At 56.1% G+C, this 17753-nt stretch carries 13 protein-coding genes, 2 tRNA genes and 2 rRNA genes; 7 read left to right on the plus strand and 10 right to left on the minus strand.

The features are described 5' to 3' along the window. Positions 1–124: 124 nt before the first annotated feature. Positions 125–1285: a pyridoxal phosphate-dependent aminotransferase gene (locus ACJ8HA_RS13235; protein WP_197812896.1), complete on the plus strand. Its 1161-nt coding sequence runs from the start codon at positions 125–127 to the stop codon at positions 1283–1285. Beyond that, the gene (locus tag ACJ8HA_RS13240; RefSeq protein WP_197812897.1) at positions 1273–2046 is read left to right on the plus strand and encodes an amidohydrolase; all 774 of its coding nucleotides are present in this window, start codon (positions 1273–1275) and stop codon (positions 2044–2046) included. Before ACJ8HA_RS13235 ends, ACJ8HA_RS13240 begins: the two co-directional genes overlap by 13 nt. Positions 2047–2134: 88 nt before the next feature. Here the strand turns inward: ACJ8HA_RS13240 and ACJ8HA_RS13245 are convergent, their stop codons facing one another. Next, positions 2135–3013 (minus strand): siderophore-interacting protein, encoded by an 879-nt coding sequence (locus ACJ8HA_RS13245; protein WP_043135506.1) that lies wholly within the window; start codon positions 3011–3013, stop codon positions 2135–2137. A gap of 228 nt (positions 3014–3241) precedes the next feature. Between ACJ8HA_RS13245 and ACJ8HA_RS13250 the strand changes: the two genes are divergently transcribed. Beyond that, complete coding sequence (locus tag ACJ8HA_RS13250) at positions 3242–5482, plus strand: TonB-dependent siderophore receptor (RefSeq protein WP_099817539.1); 2241 nt, start codon at positions 3242–3244, stop codon at positions 5480–5482. A gap of 106 nt (positions 5483–5588) precedes the next feature. Here ACJ8HA_RS13250 and ACJ8HA_RS13255 read toward each other — a convergent pair. Beyond that, positions 5589–5665: transfer RNA gene (locus ACJ8HA_RS13255), tRNA-Asp, on the minus strand. A gap of 144 nt (positions 5666–5809) precedes the next feature. Beyond that, positions 5810–6553 (minus strand): DNA polymerase III subunit epsilon, encoded by a 744-nt coding sequence (gene dnaQ, locus ACJ8HA_RS13260; protein WP_025301654.1) that lies wholly within the window; start codon positions 6551–6553, stop codon positions 5810–5812. Positions 6554–6625: 72 nt separating this feature from the next. Between dnaQ and rnhA the strand changes: the two genes are divergently transcribed. Continuing rightward, the gene (rnhA, locus tag ACJ8HA_RS13265) at positions 6626–7093 is read left to right on the plus strand and encodes a ribonuclease HI (RefSeq protein WP_033649910.1); all 468 of its coding nucleotides are present in this window, start codon (positions 6626–6628) and stop codon (positions 7091–7093) included. Here rnhA and ACJ8HA_RS13270 read toward each other — a convergent pair. After that, the gene (locus ACJ8HA_RS13270; RefSeq protein WP_025301652.1) at positions 7090–7809 is read right to left on the minus strand and encodes a class I SAM-dependent methyltransferase; all 720 of its coding nucleotides are present in this window, start codon (positions 7807–7809) and stop codon (positions 7090–7092) included. The two genes, rnhA and ACJ8HA_RS13270, sit on opposite strands and share 4 nt — an antisense overlap. A gap of 44 nt (positions 7810–7853) precedes the next feature. Between ACJ8HA_RS13270 and gloB the strand changes: the two genes are divergently transcribed. Continuing rightward, positions 7854–8609, plus strand: coding sequence for a hydroxyacylglutathione hydrolase (gloB, locus tag ACJ8HA_RS13275; protein ID WP_049295099.1), 756 nt, complete (start codon positions 7854–7856; stop codon positions 8607–8609). 71 nt (positions 8610–8680) lie between these two features. Next, entirely contained in the window at positions 8681–10063 is a 1383-nt protein-coding gene (mltD, locus tag ACJ8HA_RS13280; protein WP_099817540.1) for a murein transglycosylase D, read from the plus strand. A gap of 52 nt (positions 10064–10115) precedes the next feature. Here the strand turns inward: mltD and ACJ8HA_RS13285 are convergent, their stop codons facing one another. After that, positions 10116–10910 carry an endonuclease/exonuclease/phosphatase family protein gene (locus ACJ8HA_RS13285; protein ID WP_025160092.1) on the minus strand — a complete coding sequence of 265 codons (795 nt, stop codon included), beginning with the start codon at positions 10908–10910 and terminating at the stop codon, positions 10116–10118. Between the two features lie 241 nt (positions 10911–11151). Continuing rightward, positions 11152–12327 (minus strand): MFS transporter, encoded by a 1176-nt coding sequence (locus ACJ8HA_RS13290; RefSeq protein ID WP_025301649.1) that lies wholly within the window; start codon positions 12325–12327, stop codon positions 11152–11154. Positions 12328–12432: 105 nt separating this feature from the next. Between ACJ8HA_RS13290 and yafC the strand changes: the two genes are divergently transcribed. Beyond that, on the plus strand, positions 12433–13320 hold the full coding sequence (yafC, locus tag ACJ8HA_RS13295; RefSeq protein WP_025301648.1) for a DNA-binding transcriptional regulator YafC: 888 nt from the start codon (positions 12433–12435) through the stop codon (positions 13318–13320). Between the two features lie 47 nt (positions 13321–13367). Here yafC and dkgB read toward each other — a convergent pair whose 3' ends face one another. From dkgB to ACJ8HA_RS13315, 4 genes are all read right to left on the minus strand, one after another. Further along, positions 13368–14171, minus strand: a complete 804-nt coding sequence (gene dkgB, locus ACJ8HA_RS13300) for a 2,5-didehydrogluconate reductase DkgB (protein WP_016929009.1) — start codon at positions 14169–14171, stop codon at positions 13368–13370. A gap of 212 nt (positions 14172–14383) precedes the next feature. Further along, positions 14384–14460 (minus strand) — tRNA-Asp (locus ACJ8HA_RS13305). 94 nt (positions 14461–14554) lie between these two features. After that, positions 14555–14670, minus strand: a 5S ribosomal RNA gene (gene rrf, locus ACJ8HA_RS13310). Between the two features lie 99 nt (positions 14671–14769). After that, positions 14770–17677: ribosomal RNA gene (locus ACJ8HA_RS13315) — 23S ribosomal RNA — on the minus strand. Between the last annotated feature and the right edge of the window lie 76 nt (positions 17678–17753).

The following is a 17753-nucleotide window of genomic DNA, read 5'->3' on the forward strand; positions in this document are numbered from 1 at the left end:
ACTTTGCCTGCCGCGTGGCGGGCTAAGCACTTTTTCGCATTTAGCCATCTAAGCGTCTTGATTGCCAAATACTAGCATCGTGTTATATTGACGGCAATATAAGCGCCTGGAGTATTCACCTGCTATGAGCACTTCCGCATTGATTCCCGAAAGTAAACTGCCTGCCCTGGGCACCACCATCTTTACCCAAATGAGCGCGCTAGCGCAGCAGCATCAGGCGATCAACCTGTCTCAGGGCTTCCCTGATTTCGACGGGCCGGACTACCTGAAAGAACGCTTGGCCTGGCACGTCGCCCAGGGCGCCAACCAATATGCGCCGATGACCGGGGTGGCGCCGCTGCGCGAAGCCATCGCCGACAAAACCGCCGAGCTGTATGGCTGGCAGCCGGACGCCGCTGCTGAAGTGACCGTCACCGCCGGCGCCACCGAAGCGCTGTTCGCCGCCATCAGCGCGCTGGTGCGCCCCGGCGATGAGGTGGTCTGCTTCGATCCCAGCTACGATAGCTATGCGCCGGCGGTGACGCTGGCCGGCGGCGTACTCAAACGCCTCGCCCTGCAGCCGCCCGCGTTTGCCGTGGATTGGCAACGGTTCGCCGCCGCGCTGTCGTCGCGCACCCGCCTGGTGATCGTCAACACGCCGCACAACCCGTCCGCCACCGCCTGGCAGGCGGAAGATATGCAGCAGCTGTGGCACGCCATTGCAGAACGCGAAATCTACGTGCTCAGCGACGAAGTCTACGAACACATCTGCTTCGCCAAAGGCGGCCACGCCAGCGTGTTGGCCCACCCGCAGCTGCGCCAACGGGCGATCGCGGTGTCCTCCTTCGGTAAAACCTTCCACATGACCGGCTGGAAAGTGGGTTACTGCGTGGCGCCCGCCGCGCTGAGCGCCGAGGTGCGCAAGGTGCATCAATACCTGACCTTTTCGGTCAACACCCCGGCGCAGCTGGCGCTAGCGGATAGCCTGCGTGCCGAGCCGGAGCACTGGCGGCAGTTGCCGGCGTTCTATCGCGCCAAGCGCGATCGCTTTGTGCAGGCGCTGGCGCGCAGCCGACTGGAAATTTTACCCTGCGCGGGTACATACTTCTTGCTGGCGGACTACAGCGCCATCTCCGATCTGGACGATGTGGCGTTCTGCCATTGGTTAACCGAGCACGTGGGCGTGGCGGCCATTCCGCTGTCGGTCTTCTGTGCCGATCCTTTCCCCCATAAATTGATCCGGCTGTGCTTCGCTAAACAGGACGCCACGCTGGATGCAGCTGCGGAGCGGTTATGTCGACTTTAAAAATTACCCTGTTGCAGCAACCTCTGGTCTGGCGCGACGGCCTCGCTAACCTGGCCGCCTTCGACGCGTTGCTGGCACCGATCGCCGGGCGCGATCTCATCGTTTTGCCGGAAATGTTCACCACCGGTTTTGCCATGGATGCCGGCGAGAGCGCCCTGCCCGAACAGCAGGTGATCGACTGGCTGCGCGGTTGGGCGGTGAAAAGCCACGCGTTAATCGGCGGCAGCGTGGCGCTGAAAACGCCCGAAGGCGCGGTCAACCGCTTCCTGCTGGTAGAGCCGGGCGGCCAGGTGCATGCCTATGATAAACGCCACCTGTTCCGCATGGCCGGCGAACACCTGCATTACCAGGCCGGCAACCGGCGTGAAATCTTCGAGTGGCGCGGCTGGCGCATCCTGCCGCAGATCTGCTACGACCTGCGTTTCCCGGTCTGGGCGCGCTATCAGCAGGATTACGATCTGGCGCTGTACGTCGCCAACTGGCCGGCGCCGCGCAGCCGCCATTGGCAAACGCTGCTGACGGCGCGGGCGATTGAGAATCAGGTGTATGTGGCGGGCTGCAACCGGGTGGGCGAAGATCCTAACGGACTGAGCTACAGCGGAGACAGCTTAATCATCAGCCCTCAGGGCGAGATCCTGGCGGATGCGGAACCCGGCGCGGCCACGCGCCTGGACGCCGAGCTGTCGCTGGAAACCCTGCAGAGTTACCGCAACGCCTTCCCGGCCTGGCGCGATGCCGACAGCTTTCTGCGTCTTGACTGATTAAACGCGATCCCAGCCGGCGATTAGCGCGTCGATCTTCGGCAGAGAGATAAAGGCTCCGCGCCGATGCCGGAAAAGGACGGCTCGTTCAGCACCAATAGGCCATGAAGTTGACGGTGGAGCGATCCAGATCGCGTTCGCCAATCAGGTAACGCCGCAGCGTTTTCACCGCAGAAGATTCGGCCGCCACCCAGGCATAAAAAGCGTTGCTGCCGGCCGCCCGCTCCCACAGCACCTCATCGCTCAGGCTGCTTTCCGCCAGTGACTGCGCCTGTGCGCACGCCGATGCGGGGATATCCACCCGCTGGCGCACCGCTTCCACCAGCAGCGTACCGTGTGCCAGCTGGCGGCCGACGTCACGCGGCAGCCAGTAGACCTCGGCGAACGGGAAATGCGCCAAATCCAGGCAATCCCCCGCCACCGGCACCTCAAAAAACGCCTGCACCCGCGGCGGATTGGCCTGCTGCGCCAGCTGTTCCAGAATCGCCATCGCCGCCGGCACCGCCGTCTCATCGGCGATCAGCAACGCCTGTTGCAACTGCGCCGGCGGCGCCCATTCGTAACCGCCGCTGTCGCCGTCGAAGTCACCGTTGGGGGCGACCGTTTGAATCGTGTCTCCGGGTTCGGCATGGGTCGCCCAGGCGGAAGCCGGGCCGTTCACGCCATGCAACACGAACTCGACGTCCATCTGATTCTGCTCGCGGCGCAGCGCACGCAACGTATAGGTGCGCATCACCGGACGCTGTTCTTTGGGGATCGCCATGTAATCGCCGTACCAGTCAGAGCTGTTGACCAACTGCGGGATCTTGCCGTCCGCCGCCGGGAACAACAGTTTGATGCGCTGGTCCGGCGCTTCGAGCTTCATCCGATGAATATCCGCACCTTCAAACACGCAGCGCACCAGCGAAGATGAAATCAGCGTTTTGCTTTTCAAGGTGATATCAAAAATTCTGTAGCTGGCGGACATGTTCTCGATTCTCCGGCAACGGCTGTCGCTTGTGCGTATGGCCGATCGGCTGCCGTGTTGACGGCGTGGGGTGCTCGATCGCGCAGCGGGCAAAATGTTAATAAAACTAATTAATTACGTTAATGTATCGCAAAAAATCATATCACGATTTTATTGATAACAAGAAACGTTATTGATAAAAGAAGCATTCTCAAAAAAACACAATAACAATATCACCAGGAAATAACGATGAAACGCAAACACCTTTGGGTATTGAACCCTTGTCTGCTGGCAATGCTTGCGCCGGCGGCTTGGGCTGAAGATCAGAAAGCCGGCACCGAAGAGCAGATGGTGGTCTCCGCCAGCCGTTCGCACCGCAGCACGGCGGAAATGGCACAGACTACCTGGATTATTGAAAGCCAGGAGATCGAACAGCAGGTTCAGGGCGGTAAAGAGATCAAGGACATGTTGGCGCAGTTGATCCCCGGCATGGACGTCAGCGGTCAGGGCCGTACCAACTATGGCATGAATATGCGCGGCCGCTCGATGATGGTGATGATTGACGGCGTACGCCTGAATTCATCGCGCAGCGACAGCCGCCAGTTGGATTCGATCGATCCATTCAATATCGATCATATCGAGGTGATTTCCGGCGCGACCTCTCTGTACGGCGGCGGCAGCACCGGCGGCCTGATCAATATCGTCACCAAAAAAGGGCAACAGGAACAGCAGGTCGAGTTGCAGGTCGGCGGTAAAACCGGCTTTGGCGGCCATAACGATCACGACGAGAACGTGGCGGCGGCGGTCAGCGGCGGCAACGACAACGCCTCTGGGCGCCTGTCCGTTTCTTACCAGCGCTATGGCGGCTGGTATGACGGCAAAGGCAATGAGGTACTGATCGACAATACCCAAACCGGCCTGCAGTATTCCGATCGCCTCGACGTCATGGGCACCGGCACCCTCAACATCGACGATCATCAACAGCTGCAGCTGACCACCCAATACTACAAAAGCCAATCCGACGGCGATCACGGCCTGTTCCTGGGAGAGAACTTTGCGGCGGTGACGGGCAACGCCAAGGCATATAACAGCGGTAACTTAAATTCCGACCGCATCCCCGGTACCGAACGCCACCTGATCAACCTGCAGTATTCCAACACTGATTTCCTCGGCCAGGATTTGGTGGCGCAGGTCTACTACCGCGACGAAACGTTGACCTTCTACCCGTTCCCGACGCTGGCGGGCAAAGCGCCGAACTATTACGTCAACAGCATTGGTGCTTCACAGCAAAAAACCGATTTCTACGGCGGCAAGCTGACGTTAAACAGCAAACCTGTCGACGCACTGACGCTGACTTACGGCATTGACGCCGAGCATGAAAGCTTCAACGCCAATCAGCAGTTCTTTAACCTGGCGAAGGCTCAGCAGTCCGGCGGCATGATGCTGGAGAACGCTTACAGCACCGGCCGCTACCCGAGCTATACCACCAGCAACCTGGCGTCGTTCCTGCAGGCCAGTTACGACATTAATCCCATTTTCACCCTGAGCGGCGGCGTGCGTTACCAGTACACCGAAAACAAGATCGACGACTTCGTCGGTTATAACCAGCAGCAGGCGATCGCCACCGGCGCCGCGACATCCGCCGACGCTATACCGGGCGGGAAAACCGACTACAACAACGCGCTGTTCAACGCCGGCCTGTTGGCACATCTGACCGAGCGCCAGCAAACCTGGTTCAACTTCTCTCAGGGCTTCGAGATCCCGGATCCGGGCAAATATTACGGTAACGGCACCTACGCGTTGAACGGCGGCCATTACCAGTTGTTGAAGAGCGTCAACGTCGGCGATTCCAAGCTGGAGGGCATCAAGGTCAATGCCTACGAGCTGGGCTGGCGCTATACCGGCGATAACCTGCGCACGCAAATCGCCGCCTACTACTCGCTGTCCGACAAGAGCATCGCTATCAACAAAACCGACATGACCATTAACGTCAATGCGGATAAGCGCCGTATCTATGGGGTGGAAGGCGCGGTGGACTACTTCTTTGAAGACAGCGACTGGAGCGCCGGCACCAACTTCAACGTTATCCGTTCCGAAACCAAGGTCAACGGCGAATGGAAGAAGCTGGTGGTCGATACCGCCAGCCCATCGAAAGTCACCGCTTATGTCGGCTGGGCGCCGGGCGACTGGAATCTGCGCTTACAGTCGCAGCAAACCTTCGATGTGTCGGACGACGGCGATTACACCAAGGCCAACTCCACCCAAGGCCGCAAAATCGATGGCTACAACACCCTCGATTTTCTCGGCAGCTATACCCTGCCGGTAGGGAAAATCAGCTTCAGCGTGGAAAACCTGCTGGACAAGGAATACACCACCGTTTGGGGCCAACGCGCGCCGATCCTGTACAGCCCGACCTACGGCTCGCCTGAGCTGTACAGCTATAAGGGCCGCGGACGCACCTTCGGTTTGAACTACTCGGTGTTGTTCTGAGGAATCAGGGGCCGGTCTGCCGGCCCCGTTCATTGGGCCGTACCGTTTTGCCGAGAGCAGAAACGACGAAGCCCTGAGTTATCGCTAACTCAGGGCTTCTGAATAGTGGCGGAACGGACGGGGCTCGAACCCGCGACCCCCTGCGTGACAGGCAGGTATTCTAACCAACTGAACTACCGCTCCGCGCCATTCCCTCTTGCGGGGGAACGAGGCGCATATTACGGACGCCTCTCGGTTCCGTCAACGCCTTTTTCTCACCAAATGAACCGTTTGCACAGTTTTTCAACGAAGGTTCATCCGGTGCGTTTTTTTCGTGCAAAAATGCCGTTACTCGGCCGGCGCACCGCGCCACAGGCAGCTGCCGCCCTTTTTCGCCACCAGATCCAGACGCGCCTCGTGCGCCTTCACTTCTTCGTCGCTGGCGTAGACCACTTTCATCGCCGTCGCCGGGCGGACGATGCGCTGAATTTCTTGCGTGGCGTCGTTTTGCTGGGTATCGCCTTCCATTTGGAACGCTATCGAGGTCTGACCGCCGGTCATCGCCAGATAGACTTCCGCCAGGATCTCGGCATCGAGCAATGCGCCGTGCAGCGTACGCTTGCTGTTGTCTATCTCATAACGGCTGCACAAGGCATCGAGGTTGTTGCGCTTGCCCGGGAACAGGCGGCGCGCCATCAGCAGGCTGTCGGTGATGGTGCAGAAGGTCTCGGTCTTCGGGATGCCCTGCTGCAACATGCGGAATTCGTGATCCATAAAGCCGATGTCGAACGCCGCGTTATGGATCACCAGCTCGCCGCCGCGGATAAAGTCGAGGAATTCGTCGGCAACCTGATCGAAGGTCGGCTTGTCGGCCAGGAAGTCGTCGCTGATGCCGTGTACGCCGTACGCTTCCGGATCCACCAGCCGATCCGGCTTGATGTAAACGTGGAAGTTGCGCCCGGTCAGGCGGCGGTTAATCACCTCCACCGCACCGATTTCAATGATGCGGTGCCCTTCGTAGTGCACCCCAAGCTTGTTCATACCGGTGGTTTCGGTATCGAGGACAATCTGTCTGGTGGTTGTAGAGATCATATTGCAGTGCTCACAGCGCTCGTTTATGTCAGACTTGGCTTTTATAAAACTGATAGGAAGAGTCTACCAGAGATGCTCAAACAGGTAGAAATTTTCACCGACGGCTCCTGCCTTGGCAACCCCGGCCCCGGTGGCTACGGCGCGATATTACGCTATAAGCAAACGGAAAAAACCTTCAGCGAGGGTTTTCGTCTGACCACCAATAACCGCATGGAAATGATGGCGGCGATCGTGGCGCTGGAAGCGCTGACCGTGCCCTGCGCCGTGACGCTCAGCACCGACAGCCAGTATGTGCGCCAGGGCATCACCAGTTGGATCCATAACTGGAAGAAGCGCGGCTGGAAAACCGCCGACAAAAAGCCGGTCAAGAATGTCGATCTGTGGCAGCGGTTGGATCTGGCCATTCAGCGCCACGAGGTGAAATGGGAATGGGTCAAAGGCCACGCCGGCCATCCGGAGAACGAACGTTGTGACGTGCTGGCGCGCGAAGCGGCCGGTAAGCCGACGCAAGAAGACGTCGGTTACCAACCGGAAGCCTAAGGCAGCTTGCGATAGCTCTTGGTCGCGCCCACCGCGCGGCTAAGAGACGGCTTTCTCGCCCCCAGTTTCATCGGCGTAGGCGTTAGCGGCAAGGTGCGTTTGCGCGCCACAATCACGCTCATGCAGCCCAGCGCTGGCAAATGGGTACATAAAAACTTGCCGCCCTTGCGGTGCCACGGCAGCACGTGAAAACGCGACTGATGCAGCACCTCATAATTCAGCAGGCTGAGCCAATCCAACAGCCGCATCTGGGTAAACATGCGGCTGACATAGGGCTGGCGATGACGCAACCCGGGCACCAGCTTGCCCAATCCCAGCAGGCTGAACGGATTGAAGCTGCTGATAACCAACCAGCCGTCGTCGATCAATATCCTGTCCACCTCACGCAGCATGCGGTGCGGATCGTCCGCATAGGACAGCGTATGCGCCAACAGGCAGGCATCCACCGACTTGGCGGCGAACGGCAGTTGATAGGCATCGGCGATCACCTGCAGCCCGTCCCCCTCCAGCCCTACGTTGACCTGATGGGAAATCGCACATTTGTCCGTGGCCAGCTCGGCGCTGAGCATGCCCATCTTCAGCAGATGGAAACCGAACAGCTTGGGCCACCAGGGTTGCAACTGCCGCTCGAGCGCTTCACGATAGTACTCCCCCCACGGCAGCTCAGCCCAGGACTGCGGGCCGGTGAGCTTTTGTAGAGTATGGGCTGGTTTCATGATTTATTATCTTCTTTCAAGCCGTTGCCAACGAGAGGTACACCATGAATCTTATCAGCATTCCCGCCTTCCAGGACAATTACATTTGGTTATTGGATGACCGACAGGGGCGCTGCATTATCGTCGATCCGGGTGAAGCGCAGCCGGTACTCGAAGCGTTGCAGCGCCTGCAGCTGGCGCCGGCGGCGATCCTGCTGACCCACCATCATCACGATCACGTCGGCGGCGTGGCGCAAATCGTAGCGAAGTATCCCGGGCTGGCCGTCTATGGGCCGCAAGAAACCGCGGACAAAGGCGCCAACCACATCGTCCGCGACGGCGACACCTTTGACATCGATGGCCGCCAATACAGGACTATCGCCGTTCCCGGCCATACGTTGGGCCATGTGGCATTCTATAGTGCCCCTTATCTGTTCTGCGGTGACACCATTTTCTCCGCCGGCTGCGGCAGGCTGTTTGAAGGCACCGCCAAACAAATGTACGACTCATTTCAACAACTCGCGCAACTTCCCGATAACACCTTAATTTGCTGCGCGCATGAATATACTCTTTCTAATCTTAAGTTTGCGCGGGCTATTTTGCCGGAAGATCGAGAGATTGAAACATATCAACAACATGTTGAAGCGTTAAGGGCAAAAGGCCAAGCCAGTGTGCCGACCACGTTGCAATTAGAGCGCAAAATTAACCTGTTTTTACGTTGCCATGACGCTGATTTACAAAAGAAATTAGGCTTTAATTCACCACCGGAAAGCCTTCATTCAGTTTTTTCCGAATTACGCCTGCGGAAAGATAACTTCTAAGCTTTTAGTTGTGTTATTTGGCGAAGCAAAGTATTATTGCTCGTCTTTTAAGCAACTACATTGACACACACATGAAGGCTAAAGCGATATTTCTCGCCTCAGTCTTGCTAGTGGGTTGCCAGTCGTCCAGGCAGGACGCACCGGCGCCAGAACAGCATGCACAGAGTTTGTCTTCGGCTGGTCAAGATGGTGAAGCAGGAGAGTACACAGCAAATGGCCGAGCGAGCTCGGCGCGGTGGTTGGATAACAACAGTCCCGCCGCGCAACAGGACCTGTGGAACTTCATTAGCGACGAGCTGAAGATGGAGGTTCCGGAAAATTCCCGGATCCGTGATCAGAAAAGAAAGTACTTAAAAAGTAAGAGCTATCTCCACGATGTAACATTACGGGCAGAGCCGTACATGTACTGGATAGTCGGGCAGATTAAGAAACGTAATATGCCGATGGAACTGGTACTGCTACCCATAGTGGAGAGCGCTTTTGACCCACACGCCACGTCAAGTGCCAACGCCGCAGGGCTATGGCAAATCGTGCCGCAAACGGGTCGCAATTATGGTTTGAAAAACAATCAGTGGTATGACGGTCGACGCGATGTCGTCGCCTCGACAACCGCTGCGCTTAACATGATGCAGCGCTTGAACCGCATGTTTAACGGCGACTGGTTACTGACCGTAGCCGCCTATAACAGTGGTGAAGGCCGCGTGATGCAAGCGGTGAAGGCAAACAAACGCCAGGGTAAGCCAACCAATTTCTGGGCATTGTCGCTTCCGCGTGAAACGTCAATCTATGTCCCGAAAATGCTGGCACTGAGCGACATCATCAAGAACAGCAAGAAATACGGCGTGAAACTCCCGAAAACGGATGAAACCCGTGCGCTGGCTCGTATCGATGTCGGGCAGCAGATCCAGCTAACTCAGGCGGCTGAGATGGCAGGGCTTTCAGTCACCAAGATGAAAGCGTATAACCCAGGCTACAAAAAAGGCGTTACGGCACCCAACGGGCCCCATTACATCATGGTTCCCAAAGGGCATGCCGATCAGCTGAAAGACTCGCTGGCCGATGGCCAGATCGCCGTGACTCAGCCAACGACGCAGTTGGCGAAGAACAGCGGTTTGACCGGTGGCAGTTCGTATAAAGTGCGCTCAGGCGACACTTTATCGGGCATTGCCAAGCGGCTGAACGTTAAGACCAGCGATTTGCAGAGTTGGAACAACTTACGCGCCAAGAGCGCCATAAAAGTTGGGCAAACCCTGCAAGTGGCCAGCAATACTGGCAGTAACAGCAGTATCACCTACCAGGTTCGTAAAGGTGATTCGCTCGCCAGTATCGCACGTCGTCACGGCGTCGATATTAACGACGTGATGCGTTGGAATTCAACGCTCGCCAAAGGCAACCTGCAGCCAGGTCTGAAGCTGACCCTGTTTGTCGGCAACAAGATGACGCCGGATACTTAAATGTTCGGCACAAAAAAAGCACCCTTCGGGGTGCTTTTTTATTACCTGCGATTCACCATACCGGCGAGTCTTTCTCCGGATGAAACTCCACCAACAACGGATTGTGATCCGACGCGCTGGTCACCAGCACCGACGCCTCTACGACCCCAAGATTGCGGTAAAACACGAAGTCCAACGGACGGCCAAAAGCCTTGCGGCGGTGATCGTCGGTGAAGCTCACTTCGCGCAGCGCCATTTCGCCGGCGAAGTCATACAGCGCATTGATGCGCTTGCGGCTCCACGCGTTGAAATCCCCCGCCATAATCACCGGCCCCCGGTGACTGGCGATCTGTTCGCCTATCGGCCCCAACTGCTTGCTGTAGACGTCGACGCCCAGGCTAAAGTTCACCGCATGAATGTTCACCACCATCAACAGTTCGCCATTGTACAGCGGATAAACGGTGATCAGGGCCGACTTGGACAGCCGCAGCAGCGGCTCTCGCTCGCGCAGCGGGCAGCAGTAAACCGGATGAGCGGCCGCCAGCGTCATCACGCCGGAAGGATGCTGCGGCAGCACAAAGGCCGGAACCTGATCGGCCGCCAGATAGTTGGCGGTAGCGTAGCTCACCAGTTCCGGCGTGGTTTGCGCCTCTTGCAACAACACCAGCTGCGCGTCTTTGCCATGGTTTTTCAGCACCGAAAGCCAGTCGGCTCGCTGCTGTTTGAAAATATTCCATACCATAACGCGCAGAGCGCCGGTCGTCGGCAGCGCCGCCCCTGGCGGCAACGGCTGGTTAACGGCGCCAGGAAAGATTCGCTCAACTGGCTGACCTGCAACATACCTCATTGCATAAGTTCGTTTCGGCACGCGATTCGCCTATTACCCATTAACATGAAAACTGGCGATGAAGACTCGCCAACGATGAATTGATTATACGCCTACCCCGCATAGAGGGCATGGCTTTTGCGGGCATCACCTTTTCAGTTATAGGGGCCACCTGCAGCGATTTCAATCTTCTGACGGTATAGCTGTGTAAAGACAGGGAGTAATAGGTGAAAAATGCGAAAAGGCCCGCAAAATGCGGGCCAGACAACAATGATTTTGTGTATCAAGCTGTTTGCAGCTGAGACTTTTTATCCAGGCGGCCGCTGAGGCTAACCAGCAACAGTGCAACTACCACGATCAGCGCGCCAATCCAGGGGGTCTGCGCCAGCCCCAGTGAGGCGACGGTCTGACCGCCAATCACCGAACCGAGCGCAATACCGATGTTGAACGCCGCGATATTGAGACCGGACGCCACATCCACCGCATTTGGCGTGTATTGCGCGGCTTTCTGCACCACATAGACCTGCAGCCCCGGCACGTTACCGAAAGCGAACACGCCCATCGCAATCACCGTCAGCAAAGCGGCAATACTGTGGCTGGCGGTAAACTGAAACACCAGTAACAAAACAGCCAGCGCGGCAAAGATAAAGCTCAACGCACGCACCGCCCCATGGCGATCGGCCAGCTTGCCCCCCCAGATGTTACCCACCGCCACCGCGACACCATAAGCCAACAGTATCCAGCTCACGGTCGGAGCAGAGAAGCCCGCCAGTTCCTGCATCATTGGCGCAAGGAAGGTAAAGGTCGTGAAGACCCCGCCGTATCCCAATGCGGTAATTGCGTAAATCAGCAGCAGACGAGGATGGGTCAGTACTTTCATCTGTTCCCGCACGCCGGCGCTGCCCTGATTCTTGATATTGTTCGGCACCAGAATAATGCTGGCCACCGTAGCGACCGCGCCAATCAGAGAAACGGCCAGGAAGGTTTCACGCCAGCCAAACTGCTGGCCGATGAACGTCCCTAACGGTACGCCGGTCACCAGCGCCACCGTCAGGCCGCCAAACATGATGGCGATGGCGGAAGCCGCCTTCTCTTTCGCCACCAGGCTCGTCGCGATAGTGGAGCCGATAGAGAAGAACACGCCGTGCGCCAGGCCGGTCAACAACCGGGCAATCACCAGCGATTCATAGCTGGGTGATTGCCAGGCCAGCAGGTTACCGAGAGTGAACAGCACCATCAGGCCAACCAGCAGCAGCTTGCGCGGTATACGGCTGGTCAGGGCCGTCAGCACCGGCGCGCCAATGGCCACGCCGAGGGCATAGATAGTCACCAGCAATCCAGCGGACGGTACGGTCACCCCAATCTGCTCCGCGATAGTCGGGATCAACCCAACAATCACGAACTCGGTCGTGCCGATAGCAAAAGCGCTGATGGTTAAGGCAAGTAATGCGAGTGGCATTTTTTACTCCGAAATAGCATTCAAGTTGATGACGGCTATTATCTGCCTATGCTTAAATGATAAAAATGCTCAAAATTTCAAATTAACTTTGCTATAGGAGCAAAAATGAAAGCAAACTCAGACGAGCTGATCACCTTTGTCACCGTAGTGGAAAGCGGCAGTTTCAGCCGGGCGGCCGAACGCCTGGAACAAGCGAACTCCGTAGTCAGCCGAACGGTAAAAAAACTGGAAAGCAAACTGGGCGTGACGTTGCTCAACCGCACCACGCGCCAAATCAGCCTGACTCAGGAAGGAGAGAATTACTTTCGCCAAGTGCAGAAGGTACTGAACGACATGGCCGCGGCGGAAAATGCGCTGATGGAAAGCCGCCAGCGTCCGCAAGGTCTGCTGCGCGTCGACGCGGCAACGCCGGTGGTGCTGCACATGCTGACGCCTTTAGTGGCGGAGTTCCGCGAACGTTATCCTGAAATGTCGTTATCGTTGGTGTCTTCGGAAAACTTTATCAACTTGATCGAGCGAAAAGTGGATATCGCAATCCGCGTAGGCGAACTGACCGATTCCACACTGAAAGCGCGCAAACTGATGACCAGCTACCGGCATGTGCTCGCCTCTCCCGCCTATCTGGCTCAACACGGCACGCCGCTAACGGTAGAAGATCTTGAACATCACTGCTGCATCGGCTTCAACGACCTTCCCAGCTTGAACCGCTGGCCACTGGCTTGCTCAGATGGCAGCCAGTTGGAAATCACCCCAGGCTTGACGACCAATAGCGGAGAAACCCAGCGCCATCTCTGTCTGCATGGCAACGGTATCGCCTGCCTGTCGGACTTTATGAGCGACGAAGATATCAAACGTGGAGATTTGGTCCCGATTCTGGTGGAAGCGACACTGCCGGTCGCCATGCCGATCAACGCGGTTTATTACAGCGACAGCGCCGTCAGCAACCGTCTGCGCAGCTTTATTGATTTTGTGAGTGAATACCTGAAACGATAAAAAAGGCGCCCCGATGGACGCCTTATGCTGACTACTGCAAGGAATGATTAATCCCAGTTTGGCGCCAGACCTTCTGGGCTAACCAGACGGCCGTTGCACTCCAGTGCGGCAATCTGCGCCATATCTTCGTCGGTCAGCGTCAGTTGCTGCGCCAACAGGTTGCTCGCCAGGTTTTCACGCTTGGTCGAAGAAGGAATAACCGCATAACCCAGCTTCAATGCCCAAGCCAGGACAACCTGTGCTGGGGTCGCATTGTGACGAGCAGCAATGCTTTTGATCGTTTCGTCCTGCAGCGCTTTGCCGTAGGCCAACGTCATGTAAGAGGTGATGGCGATGCCGTGCTGCTGCGCAAATTCTACCACCTTGCGGTTCTGCAAGAACGGTGACAGCTCGATTTGGTTGGTGGCGATTTCATCGGCGCCAATCGCGTCAATCGCTTGCTGCATCAAGTCGATGGTGAAGTTAGATACGCCGATTTGGCGGGTCAGCCCCAGCTTTTTCGCTTCCAGCAGCTCAGCCATAAATTCGGCAACCGGCACTTCGTCGTTGGGTGACGGCCAGTGGATCAGCGTCAGATCAACGTAGGACGTTTGCAGTTTTTTCAGGCTTTCTTGCAGGCTTGGGATCAGTGCGCCTTTCGCCAGGTTCGCGATCCAAATCTTGGTGGTGATGAACAGGTCTTCACGTTTCACGCCGCTGGCAGCGATAGCCTGGCCAACAGCCGCTTCGTTTTCATAGATCTGTGCAGTATCAATAGTGCGATAGCCCAGCTCGAGTGCGGTGCTGACAGAATCGATAACAACCTGATCCTGAAGGCGGAAGGTACCTAAACCAAATGCAGGGATGCTCATAATGTTTTCTCTCATTAATGGGTAGATGTGGTATGAGGAAGATTATGGCAACTTTTTTATTGATCAAAAACGCCTGGTTCGGCATAAGACTTTTGATCTAAAGGCAACAATATGGGGAGTAAGGCGGTAAGGAAGGACAATTCCGGCCTGAAAATCGCAAAATATAGATATGAAAAAGCCCTGAGTCAGAGACTCAGGGCTTATCAATTAAGTGGCGGAACGGACGGGGCTCGAACCCGCGACCCCCTGCGTGACAGGCAGGTATTCTAACCAACTGAACTACCGCTCCACCGATTCTTTTACGTTGCATCTTTCGATGCCGGCAAATTCGCGCTTTGCGATTTGCGCATTACCAGTCGTCACACTGATAACGTTTATTTGATGCCTGGCAGTGTCCTACTCTCGCATGGGGAGACCCCACACTACCATCGGCGCTACGGCGTTTCACTTCTGAGTTCGGCATGGGGTCAGGTGGGACCACCGCGCTATTGCCGCCAGGCAAATTCTGTTTCATTCCAACCGCTTCACTTCCGTGAAGCCATCAGAACCAATCTCGGAACGTCGCTGAAAATCTCTCTAAAAACACCTTCGGTGTTGTAAGGTTAAGCCTCACGGATCATTAGTACTGGTTAGCTCAATGCATCGCTGCACTTACACACCCAGCCTATCAACGTCTTAGTCTTAAACGTTCCTTCAGGGGCCTTAAAGGCCCAGGGAAGACTCATCTTGAGGCAAGTTTCGCGCTTAGATGCTTTCAGCGCTTATCTTTTCCGCACTTAGCTACCGGGCAATGCCATTGGCATGACAACCCGAACACCAGTGGTGCGTTCACTCCGGTCCTCTCGTACTAGGAGCAACCCCTCTCAATCTTCCAACGCCCACGGCAGATAGGGACCGAACTGTCTCACGACGTTCTAAACCCAGCTCGCGTACCACTTTAAATGGCGAACAGCCATACCCTTGGGACCTACTTCAGCCCCAGGATGTGATGAGCCGACATCGAGGTGCCAAACACCGCCGTCGATATGAACTCTTGGGCGGTATCAGCCTGTTATCCCCGGAGTACCTTTTATCCGTTGAGCGATGGCCCTTCCATTCAGAACCACCGGATCACTAAGACCTACTTTCGTACCTGCTCGAGCCGTCACTCTCGCAGTCAAGCTAGCTTATGCCTTTGCACTAACCTCACGATGTCCGACCGTGATTAGCTAACCTTCGTGCTCCTCCGTTACTCTTTGGGAGGAGACCGCCCCAGTCAAACTACCCACCAGACACTGTCCTCACCCCAGATTATGGGGCCGAGTTAGAACATCAAACATTAAAGGGTGGTATTTCAAGGATGGCTCCACGCAGACTGGCGTCCACGCTTCAAAGCCTCCCACCTATCCTACACATCAAGGCTCAATGTTCAGTGTCAAGCTATAGTAAAGGTTCACGGGGTCTTTCCGTCTTGCCGCGGGTACACTGCATCTTCACAGCGAGTTCAATTTCACTGAGTCTCGGGTGGAGACAGCCTGGCCATCATTACGCCATTCGTGCAGGTCGGAACTTACCCGACAAGGAATTTCGCTACCTTAGGACCGTTATAGTTACGGCCGCCGTTTACTGGGGCTTCGATCAAGAGCTTCGCCTTGCGGCTGACCCCATCAATTAACCTTCCAGCACCGGGCAGGCGTCACACCGTATACGTCCACTTTCGTGTTTGCACAGTGCTGTGTTTTTATTAAACAGTTGCAGCCAGCTGGTATCTTCGACTGGCTTCAGCTCCATCCGCAAGGGACTTCACCTACATGCCAGCGTGCCTTCTCCCGAAGTTACGGCACCATTTTGCCTAGTTCCTTCACCCGAGTTCTCTCAAGCGCCTTGGTATTCTCTACCTGACCACCTGTGTCGGTTTGGGGTACGATTTAATGTTACCTGGAGCTTAGAGGATTTTCCTGGAAGCAGGGCATCAACTACTTCTGCACCGTAGTGCATCGTCATCACGCCTCAGGGTTAGTATGCAACCGGATTTACCAGGTCACACCCCCTACACGCTTAAACCGGGACAACCGTCGCCCGGCTAGCCTAGCCTTCTCCGTCCCCCCTTCGCAGTAACACCAAGTACAGGAATATTAACCTGTTTCCCATCGACTACGCTTTTCAGCCTCGCCTTAGGGGTCGACTCACCCTGCCCCGATTAACGTTGGACAGGAACCCTTGGTCTTCCGGCGAGCGGGCTTTTCACCCGCTTTATCGTTACTTATGTCAGCATTCGCACTTCTGATACCTCCAGCAACCCTCACAGGCCACCTTCAACGGCTTACAGAACGCTCCCCTACCCAACAACGCCTAAGCGTCGCTGCCGCAGCTTCGGTGCATGGTTTAGCCCCGTTACATCTTCCGCGCAGGCCGACTCGACCAGTGAGCTATTACGCTTTCTTTAAATGATGGCTGCTTCTAAGCCAACATCCTGGCTGTCTATGCCTTCCCACATCGTTTCCCACTTAACCATGACTTTGGGACCTTAGCTGGCGGTCTGGGTTGTTTCCCTCTTCACGACGGACGTTAGCACCCGCCGTGTGTCTCCCGTGATAACATTCTTCGGTATTCGGAGTTTGCATCGGTTTGGTAAGCCGGGATGGCCCCCTAGCCGAAACAGTGCTCTACCCCCGAAGATGAGTTCACGAGGCGCTACCTAAATAGCTTTCGGGGAGAACCAGCTATCTCCCGGTTTGATTGGCCTTTCACCCCCAGCCACAAGTCATCCGCTAATTTTTCAACATTAGTCGGTTCGGTCCTCCAGTTAGTGTTACCCAACCTTCAACCTGCCCATGGCTAGATCACCGGGTTTCGGGTCTATACCTTGCAACTATTCGCCCAGTTAAGACTCGGTTTCCCTACGGCTCCCCTATACGGTTAACCTTGCTACAAAATATAAGTCGCTGACCCATTATACAAAAGGTACGCAGTCACACCACGAAGGTGCTCCCACTGCTTGTACGTACACGGTTTCAGGTTCTATTTCACTCCCCTCGCCGGGGTTCTTTTCGCCTTTCCCTCACGGTACTGGTTCACTATCGGTCAGTCAGGAGTATTTAGCCTTGGAGGATGGTCCCCCCATATTCAGACAGGATGTCACGTGTCCCGCCCTACTCATCGAACTCACGACCTGTGCATTTTAGTGTACGGGGCTATCACCCTTTGCTGCGCGACTTTCCAGACGCTTCCACTAACACACAAGCCGATTCAGGTTCTGGGCTCCTCCCCGTTCGCTCGCCGCTACTGGGGGAATCTCGGTTGATTTCTTTTCCTCGGGGTACTTAGATGTTTCAGTTCCCCCGGTTCGCCTCATGCCACTATGTATTCATGACATGATAGTGTGTCGAAACACACTGGGTTTCCCCATTCGGGTATCGCCGGTTATAACGGTTCATATCACCTTACCGACGCTTTTCGCAGATTAGCACGCCCTTCATCGCCTCTGACTGCCTAGGCATCCACCGTGTACGCTTAGTCACTTAACCTCACAACCCGAAGATGTTTCCATCGTTCGCGCTGCAAACATTTGAGAGACTCTATGACAGGTTACTCTTCATCCCA

Origin of the sequence: Serratia sp. CY33802 (genome assembly GCF_052169095.1) — a bacterium.
Classification (GTDB): Bacteria; Pseudomonadota; Gammaproteobacteria; order Enterobacterales; family Enterobacteriaceae; genus Serratia; species Serratia bockelmannii.